A 1,752-nucleotide genomic window follows, 5' to 3' on the forward strand; every position below is an offset into this window, starting at 1 on the left:
GAAAAGGAACGGGTCATCTTCAGCGGCGATCTAGGCGCTCCCTACGCACCGCTACTGCCCGCGCCGCAATCGCCCTACGGCTGCGAACAATTGGTACTCGAAAGCACCTACGGCGACCGCCAGCACCCTGACCGCCGCCAGCGCCGCGCCACGCTGAAACAGGCCATCGAGCAAGCGCTCACCAACGGCGGCACGGTCATGGTGCCCGCCTTCAGCATTGGCCGAACCCAAGAGCTGCTCTACGAGCTGGAAGGCATCATTCATGAAGCCGAGCGCAACGCCAAACGCGGCTTACCCAAAAGCCAGTGGCAAGCGCTAGAAATCATCGTCGACTCGCCGCTTGCTGCCCGCTTCACCCAGATATACCGCGAGCTGAAACCCTACTGGGACGACGAAGCTCAACGCCGCCTGCGCAGTGGCCGCCACCCGCTCAACTTCGCCAACCTCTACACCGTAGACAGCCACGAAGCCCACGAGCGAACGGTCAGCTACCTGGCCAGCACAGGCCGCCCAGCGGTGGTCATCGCCGCCAGCGGCATGTGCGCAGGCGGGCGCATCATGAACTACCTCAAAGCCATGCTGGGTGATGAACGCCACCAGGTACTGTTCGTCGGCTACCAGGGCGCAGGCACCCCAGGCCGCGCCATACAGCAATACGGCCCGCGTGGCGGCTGGGTCGAGATCGACAACCAGCGATACGATATCAAAGTAGGCGTCACCTCCATCAGCGGCTACTCCGCCCACGCCGACCAGAAAGGCCTGCTCAACTTCGTCAAACGCATGCGCCGCTGGCCCCGCACCCTCCACCTGGTGCATGGCGAACAAACCGCCCGCAGCGCACTCAAACGTGAGCTGGAAGCGATGTACGCTCGGAAAGGGAAAGAAGTGAAGGTTCATAATGGCTAATCAACAGGCCAAGTATGTTACGGAGATCGATCAGCTGCACATTTTGAGACAATGCAATGGATAGAGTGTATGCATTTCCAAAAGAAACCAAGCATTTTCATTGTTTCACGAGTGATGAAGATATAAAGCAGCATGCTGCCTATAGAGATGCCAAGTCAGGAGATGCAGAAGCTGCTTTACAACTTGTGGGTGATTTGGCTCTTGAGTTTCTGTTCTCTCTTGAAAATGAATTTCCTGAAGGAAGTATTTTTGTATCGCCCTACGCTCAAGAGGCTTCAGGTGATAATGCTTTACCTCTGATCCTCTCGCTGATGTGCGCAGAGGTGCTAGATGGTGTTAGTGAAACAGATATCGTTCAAATGCAAAAAGTGTTTCATACCGGGGCTGACCCTATGGAAAGACTCATTGCAAGACCCTCATTCGAGGGAGCTGTTCAGCATGGTGGTCGTTATATATTAGTAGATGACGTCACTAGTATGGGTAGCACGTTAGCTGAGCTGGCTAATTATTTGTTAATGAATGGTGGATACGTTATTGGGACGGTTCTGTTAGTAAATGCAGGTCGTTCGAAGGAGTTTCGAGCCTTAAAAAAACATACTCAGCTATTGGAGGAGCGTTTCTCTGATGAAATCAAAAATATCTTCGGAATACACATCTCAGCCCTCACCGCCAACGAATCAAGTTATCTCGTCGGCTTCAGAACCGCTGACGAGATCCGAAATCGATGCATTAAGGCAGAAAAAGAGACAGTTAAGCGCTTATTATCAAAAAATTATCCATATGCGGCTGGCAGCTAAGTAATGACTAACGGCTCATCATTTCCCGATGCCTGTTACCTATATGGAA

The 1,752-nt window shown here is 53.1% G+C and carries 2 protein-coding genes; both read left to right on the forward strand.

The features are described from left to right. A partial coding sequence (locus tag B7L71_RS06505) for an MBL fold metallo-hydrolase (protein WP_139790071.1) occupies positions 1 to 906 on the forward strand: 906 nt, incomplete at its 5' end. Positions 907 to 962: 56 nt separating this feature from the next. Further along, a complete protein-coding gene (locus B7L71_RS06510; RefSeq protein WP_081136789.1) occupies positions 963 to 1,703 on the forward strand; it encodes a phosphoribosyltransferase in 741 nt (246 codons plus the stop codon). The last annotated feature ends 49 nt before the right edge of the window (positions 1,704 to 1,752 follow it).

Origin of the sequence: Halomonas sp. BC2 (genome assembly GCF_002078115.1) — a bacterium.
Classification (GTDB): domain Bacteria; phylum Pseudomonadota; class Gammaproteobacteria; order Pseudomonadales; family Halomonadaceae; genus Vreelandella; species Vreelandella stevensii.